The following is a 7,064-nucleotide window of genomic DNA, read 5'->3' as shown; positions in this document are numbered from 1 at the left end:
GACGGCGGTGACCGGGGCGGGACGGTGACGGCCGGGACGGCGGCGAGGCCGGGCGGGCCGGCTCGCGCGACCGGCCGGACGGCCGTGGGTGAGTCCGGCCTCGCGGTGGTCGGTGCGAGCCGCGATGATGGGCTGGTGGTCACCGGCAACAGGGCGAGCAGCCGACCTCTGGTCGGGCGTGCGGCCGAGCTGAGACAGCTCGCCGGCCTGCTCGGCCTCGACCCGGTCGGCGAACCGCTGCATGTGCTGCTCGGCGGCGACGCCGGGGTCGGCAAGACCCGCCTTCTCACCGAGCTGCGCGACCGTGCGGTGGCGAGAGGCTGGCAGGTGCAGGCCGGCCACTGCATCGACCTGGGCGACAGCGCCATGCCCTACATGCCGTTCTCCGAGGTGCTCGACCGGCTCACCGCCGACGCACCGGCGGTGGTGGAGCGGATCGCGGCGGACTTCCCGGCGCTGAGCCGTCTTCGACCGGTACGGCGTTCGGCGGACCGGCCGGTCGATCTCGGTGAGGAGACCGGGTCGGTCGACCGCACCCACCTCTTCGGTGCGGTGCACGCGCTGCTCGAGGCGGTGGCCGCGGACGGGCCGTTGCTGCTGGTCGTCGAGGACGCGCACTGGGCCGACCGGTCCACCCGGGACCTGCTCACCTACCTGTTCACCAGACCCTTCGACGCGCCGGTCGCGCTGGTCGTCTCCTACCGGGCCGACGACCTGCATCGTCGCCATCCGCTGCGCCGCCAGGTCGCCGAATGGGCCCGGCTGCCGTCGGTCGGGCGGCTCATGCTCGGACCGCTGGACGACGACGCGGTGCGCAGCCTGGTGCACGAGCTGAGCGTCGCGGTCCCTGCGGCGGACGTCGACGCCATCGTGGAACGTGCCGAGGGGAACGCCTTCTTCGTCGAGGAGCTGGTCGGCGCCGGTGACGACCTGCCCGAGGACCTCGCCGACCTGCTGCTGGTCCGGTTGGACCGGCTGGGCGAGGACGCCCGCCAGGTGGTCCGCACCGCCAGCGCCGCCGGTCGCCGGGTCTCCCACGACCTGCTCGACGCGGTCGCCGAGCTGCCGGCGGCGGCGCTCGAGGCCGCGCTGCGGGCCAGCGTCGAGCAGAACGTGCTGGTGCCCACCTCGCGGCGCTACTACTTCCGGCACGCGCTGCTGGCCGAGGCGGTCTACGACGACCTGCTGCCCGGCGAGCGGGTCCGGCTGCATGCCGGGTACGCCGCGGCGCTGCGCGCCGACCCGAGCCTGGGCACCGCCGCCGAGCTGGCCCGGCACTCCCGGCTCGCCCACGATCTGCCCGGTGCGCTGCTCGCCAGCATCCAGGCCGGTGAGGAGGCCCTCGCGGTCGGCGGTCCGGACGAGGCTGCCCAACACCTGACCACCGCGCTCTCGCTCGCCGAGGACGCGGGCACGCTCGGGGCGGTGGAGGTGGACGTGGACCGGATCGCCGAGCGCGCCGCCGACGCGCTGCTCCATGCCGGCCAGGCCGCTCGCGCGGACGCGGTGCTCACCGAGCGCCTGGCCCGGATCCCGTCGGGACCCTCGGTGGGCCGGGCCCGGCTGCTCGCCACCAAGGCCGAGGTCACCCTCTCGATGGAGTCCGGGGAGGAGCCGTTGGAGCTCTCCGCGCGGGCGGTCGAGGCGCTGCCCGAGGACGCTCCGCCCCTGACCCGGGCGGTGGTGCTCGCCATCCGGGCCCGCATCCTGACCGGATTCGACCGCACCGCGGAGGCCGAGGCGGTCGGTCTCGACGCCCTCGATCTGGCCGAGCGGCACGGCCATCCCAAGACCGCGTCCGAGATCATGCTGACGCTCTCCCAGCTGCGTTGGACCGGACCGGTGGACGCCCTGCGCAGCTCGTTGCGGGCGGCGGTGCAGCGGGCCCGGGAGACCGGCGCGCGCCACTCGGAGATGCGTGGGCTCTACTATCTCGGCCGGTCCTACAGCGACTGGGGCGACTATGCCGAGGCGGCCGAGCACTTCGCCGCCTCGGTGCGGGTCGCCGCCGAGGCCGGCACGCCCTGGGCGCCGTACGGTTTCGACTCGCGCTGGCAGTTGATGTGGATCAGGATGATCGAGGGCGACTGGGAGGCGGCCCTGACGCTCGGCGACGCCGACCGTGCCCCGCGCCTGATCCGCGGCGTGCTCGACTCGGTGCGGCTGTGCATCGAAGTGGCCCGCGGTGCCGATCGCGGACGCGAGCTGGCCGCGCTGCGCCGGTACTGGCCGCAGGAGGGTGCGATCGCCATCAACTCCGCCGGCGCCGAGATCGTCCTCGCCGGACGGAACGGCGACGCCGCGGCCGCGATCGGTGCGTACGACGACGCGGTGGCCGCGCTCTCGATGATCTGGCACGCCTGGTTCGGTGCCCGGGTGCGGCTCGCCGCGCTCACTCTCGGGGCCCTCGCCACCGCCTGGCCGGCCGTGCCGGCGGCGGAGCGACCGGCGTTGGTGGAGCGTGCCGCCGGGCTCAGCGCCGACGCGGAGGCCACCCTCATCCGGTACGCCGACCCCGCCACCCAGTGGGGTCCGGAGGGCCGGGCCTGGGCCCAGCGCTCGGTGGCCGAGTCGCTCCGGGTGCGCTGGCTGGCCGCGCAGGATCCGCCGCGGGCCGACCAGCTGGTGACCGCATGGCGCGAGTGCGAGCGTGCCTTCGTCGAGTTCGGCGACGTCTACGAGCTGGCGGTGGTGCGCACCGAGCTCTTCGCCGTCCTGCGATCCACCGGCGATCTCGCCGGCGCCCGGGAGCGCGGTGATCTGGCGCGCGCGACGGCTCGCCGGCTCGGCGCCCAGCCGCTGCTCGACCGGTTGCGTGTCGCCGGCGGCGCGGCCGTGCGCGGGGGAGCGTCGGCGACCACGCTCACTCCCCGCGAGCACGAGATCCTGGAGCTGGTGGCCGAGGGCAGGTCCAACGGGGAGATCGCGAGCCGGCTGTTCATCAGCACCAAGACCGTCTCGGTGCACGTCTCGAACATCCTCGGCAAGCTCGGTGCCGCCGGTCGCACCGAGGCCGCCGCCATCGCCCGCCGTACCGGTCTGCTGGACTGAGGACGCCTTCTGGGCCTCGAGGTCAGCGAACGGTCACCTTGACCACGTTCGAGGTCAGCTTGCCGTCGACCTCCTTGACCCGGAACCGGTGGACGCCGACCACGCTGGTCTGCACGCTGGTGGAGAAGGTGCCGTTGGTGACCGCCATCTGCGGAACGTTGAAGACCTCCCAGCCGCTGCCCTGGTTGCGCTGGAGCTCCAGCAGCTTGCCCTCTCCGCCCGGGAAGACTCCGGAGATGGTGAACAGGTCGCTGCCGCTGACCTCGGTCGCGCTGGTCTGCAGGGTGATCTTCTTCTTGGCCTGGGGGCTCTTCGTGGTGGTCGCGGAGCTGGCCGTGTCGCTCGCGGTGTCCCCGCTGTCGCCGGTCGTGCCCGCGCCGGTGGTCGGCTCGCTCGACGCGGTCGTCGCGGAGGGTTGGGGCAGATAGAGCGACCCGCCGTCGGAGGCGGAGCTCGAGCTGGTGTCGTCGATGCCCAGCACCCGGGTGCCGATCACGGCGATGACGCCGAACACGACGCCGAGCGCGACGGCCACCGAGACCAGGGCGACGAGGCCGACCAGGATCGGGTGCTTCTCGCCCTTGTCCACTGAGAGATCTCCCCCTTGCCGATCACGCCGCGGGGTCGGCCCGCGTCTCGGCCCCATTGTGACCGGCTCGCTCCCGTACCCCAAACCGATGGACCGCGGTGGTCGTCCCGTCGCTGGTCCGTCCGCCTGCGGGCTCGCTCATCGGGCCGGTCGGGTGGTCTCGATCCGCCCTCGCTCGTCCCTCGCGAGGACTACTCGACCGACGAAGAGTCCCGCCCCGTGGGTCGAGTAGCGAGCCGAGCGGATCGAGACCTCACCTGGGCACGGTGAGCCCAGCCCCGCTCGGCCCGTCCTTCCACGAGCTCGTCGGTCCACTCACTGGTGGTGACGGGTGAGCATCCGGGCCATCGCGTCCCGGACCTCCTCGAGGTGGAACCTCATGGCGTCCTCGGCCTCGGTCGCCGAGCCGCGGACGAGGGCGGCGATCACCGCCCGGTGCTCCCGCACCGAGTCGGTACGGCGGTCGAGCTGCACGTTGAGCAGCTGCGACTGGCGGCGCAGGGCTGCCGCGATGCTGGCCAGCACGTCGGCGAAGACCGGGTTGGCGGAGGCCTGCGCGATGGCGAGGTGGAACCGGGCGTCGAGCCGGGTCCACTCGGTGTCGTCGACCGCCTCGGCCATCGCCTCGCCGAGCCGCCGGATCTCGCCCAGCTGGTCATCGGTACGGCGCAGTGCGGCCAGCCCGGCGGCCGGGATCTCGATCGCCGGGCGGGCCTCCATCAGCTGGGTCGCGGAGTAGCCCTCGAAGACCAGCTCGGGGCTGCGCGGGGAGACCACGAAGCTGCCGCGTCCCGGCCTGGTCACGGTTAGGCCGGCCGACTCGCACGAGCGCAGCACCTCGCGCACCACGGTCCGGGAGACGCCGTACCGCTCGGCGAGCGCGGTCTCGGAGGGGAGTCGCTCGCCGACGCCGAAGACCCCCGTCTCGATCGCCTCGCGCAGATCGGCCAGGACGTACCCGACGGCGCTGGTCCGGCGCCCGGCGATCGGCCTGCTCTCCCAGTCCTGGTGCGCGTTCACGGTCCCGATCCCCCGGAGTCCGGCCGGCGCCGTACCCGGTCGTGGTCCACCAGTCGCCAGGACCGCCAGCTCGGCGCCGCGTGCGCCCCGTGCCCCGGATCCACGCCGACGATCCGGCCTCCCTCCAACAGCGTGGTCTCGTGTCGCGCGACGAGGTCCACGCTGGACAGCTCGGCCAGCCGGGCATCGGCGATGCGGCCCTCGGCGTCGCGCAGGGTGCTGTGCCCGTGCACCTGGCCGAACGGCATCCGCAGGTCGAGCCACCCCGGCAGCAGCTCGGTGCCGGCGCTCGCCCACAGCGGGCCGGCCCGTGGGTCCGGGTCGCCGCCACCGAGCAGCTGGCCGCCACGGAAGAGCACGTCGTCGTCGTGCCCGAACATCCGGTTGAGTCGCTCGGCCGCGGCCTCCGCGGTCGCCGGAGCGCCGAGCTCGTGTCGCCAGAAGCCCTCGGTCAGACCGGCATGGCTGACCAGCAGCTCCTCGCCGCCTGCGCGCAGCGCCACCGCCGCTCGCAGCCGCCCCTGGGTCCACCACTCCCGCAGCCGGGCGGCCGCGGCCCGGCCGATGGGCTGGTCCCAGGAGAACGACGGCCGGCGCAGATACCACGCCTCGTGGTTGCCGACCAGCTGGATCCACCGGTCCGGCTGCCGGCCCAGATGCAGCTCGACCAGCTCCACGACCCCGTCGGAGTCGGGACCTCGATGCACCAGGTCCCCGACCTGTACGACGACCAGCCCGGCCGGCAGTGCACCGGAGCCGTCCTCGCCCACCCCCAGCCGCACCAGCTCGGCGCGCAGCTGGTCGAGGTGTCCGCCGACGTCGCCGATCACCGCGACCGTCTCGATGCCGGTCTCGGTCAGGTCGAGCAGGCTCGCCGAGGCGATCCCACCGTTCGCGGCGCCCGGTCTCATCGGCCCTCCTCGGGCAGCGTCCACTGCTCGGTGGGCAGGTAGTTGGAGACGTTGTCGGCGCGCTTCTGCGCCGCCGCGATCTCGCGGACCGCCCGGTTGATGATGCTGTGGTCGATCGGCGAGAGCCGAGTCAGCAGCAGCACGTCGGTCGCGCGCTCGCCGCGCCGGTGCTGGTCGAGCTGGTAGCGCAGCCGGATGCCCTGGAGCACCTCGAAGACCTCGGCCAGCGTCCGGGCCCGGGCCTTGGGCAGGATCGAGGAGCCGGCCGCGTCGGTCAGCCGGTCGGTGGTGGACAGCGCCGGCGACCCGGTCGCCAGCGCCGCCCAGCGGGCCAGGTTGACGATCGGGAGGAGAGCGTCGTCCTTGATGTCGAAGGTCGCCGAGCGCGGCCCGAGCAGGTCACGCACCGACCGGGTCCTGGCCCGCTTGGCGAGCGACTCCTGCAGCAGCAGTCGCAGGGTGAGCCGGTGCTCGCGCACGCCGGAGAAGACCCGTGCCACCGTGGGCCGGCCACGGTCCGGGGAGAGCGGTCGGCCGTCGATGAGCAGCGAGGTCATCATGGCGCCGTTGTTCTCGACCGGGTCGGCGAGCCAGTGCCGCGCGGCCGCCTCCCACCGCGTCGCGGTGCGCGCGAAGAGCGGGTTGGTCGGCATGGTGCCGTGGGTGTCCACCACGATCCCGCCGGCGGCCAGCGCGGTGCTCACCTCGGCGAACACCTCCCGGTAGCGGTCGACCTCGGCCTCGTCGACGTCGTCGCGGAAGACCACGGCGGCGTCGATGTCGGAGCTGAGCACCGCCTCCCGTCGGCCGTTGCTGCCCAGGCACAGCCAGGTGAAGCGGTCCAGCGGCAGCTCGGGATGGTCGGCGAAGACGAGCTCCAGGGTGCGCCGCACGACGGTGTCGACGCTGGCGGAGTAGAAGGCGATCACCTTGCCCGGGGCCAGGCCCTGGGCGGTCAGCTCGGCGAGCACGTCGGGCACCTTGAGCGCCTGCCAGCGCAGGTCGGCGAGGGTGACCGCGCCGAGCAGCCGCCCGCCGAGGGGAGACCTGATGATCGCTCCCTCGGCCTGGGTCGACCGTTGCCGCCGGCCGGCCTCGGCGATCCGGTCGGCGAGGTAGGCCGCGCCCTCGGGCGAGGCGAACGCGCCCCGCACCGCGCCGGCCGGGATCCGGGCCAGCCGGACCTGCCCGCGCGCGACCGCCCGCGGGCCGATGGTGCGTCCGGTGAGCATGGCGGAGAAGCCGAAGATCCCGCCCGGTCCGACGACCTCGTCCGGGTCGTCGATGTCGGGGCGGTTCCACAGCTCGGCGTACCCGTCGAGGACGACGAAGACCGACTTCACCGGGGCGTTGTAGGCGTCGAGGATCAGGTCGCCGGCCTGGTAGGTCTCCACGCTCGCCCGTGCCGCCGCCTCGTCGAGCTGCTCGGGCGGCAGCGACGAGAGCGGCGGCGCGGTGCGCAGGAAGGCTGCCAGGTCCTGCCCCATCCGGCG

5 protein-coding genes are annotated in these 7,064 nt (G+C 74.0%); 1 reads left to right on the top strand and 4 read right to left on the bottom strand.

The features are described from left to right. Positions 1-3,051: helix-turn-helix transcriptional regulator (locus QM638_RS10550; protein WP_415141928.1), on the top strand; the 3,051-nt coding region annotated here is incomplete at its 5' end. A gap of 22 nt (positions 3,052-3,073) precedes the next feature. Here QM638_RS10550 and QM638_RS10545 read toward each other — a convergent pair. The 4 genes from QM638_RS10545 to QM638_RS10530 all read right to left on the bottom strand — a co-directional run bounded on the left by QM638_RS10545 (position 3,074) and on the right by QM638_RS10530 (position 7,058). Beyond that, positions 3,074-3,640: a hypothetical protein gene (locus QM638_RS10545; RefSeq protein ID WP_415141927.1), complete on the bottom strand. Its 567-nt coding sequence runs from the start codon at positions 3,638-3,640 to the stop codon at positions 3,074-3,076. A gap of 315 nt (positions 3,641-3,955) precedes the next feature. Next, positions 3,956-4,660: a FadR/GntR family transcriptional regulator gene (locus QM638_RS10540; protein ID WP_415141926.1), complete on the bottom strand. Its 705-nt coding sequence runs from the start codon at positions 4,658-4,660 to the stop codon at positions 3,956-3,958. Further along, positions 4,657-5,571, bottom strand: a complete 915-nt coding sequence (locus QM638_RS10535) for a metallophosphoesterase (RefSeq protein WP_415141925.1) — start codon at positions 5,569-5,571, stop codon at positions 4,657-4,659. The genes QM638_RS10540 and QM638_RS10535 overlap by 4 nt, the downstream gene beginning before the upstream one ends. Continuing rightward, on the bottom strand, positions 5,568-7,058 hold the full coding sequence (locus tag QM638_RS10530; protein WP_415141924.1) for a DUF294 nucleotidyltransferase-like domain-containing protein: 1,491 nt from the start codon (positions 7,056-7,058) through the stop codon (positions 5,568-5,570). Before QM638_RS10530 ends, QM638_RS10535 begins: the two co-directional genes overlap by 4 nt. Positions 7,059-7,064: the final 6 nt, after the last annotated feature.

Origin of the sequence: Nocardioides sp., from assembly GCF_047606145.1 — a bacterium.
In the GTDB taxonomy this organism is placed as follows: Bacteria; Actinomycetota; Actinomycetes; order Propionibacteriales; family Nocardioidaceae; genus Nocardioides.
The sequence above is the reverse complement of the archived record's forward strand: the minus strand, read 5'-3'. Positions and strand labels throughout refer to the sequence as shown.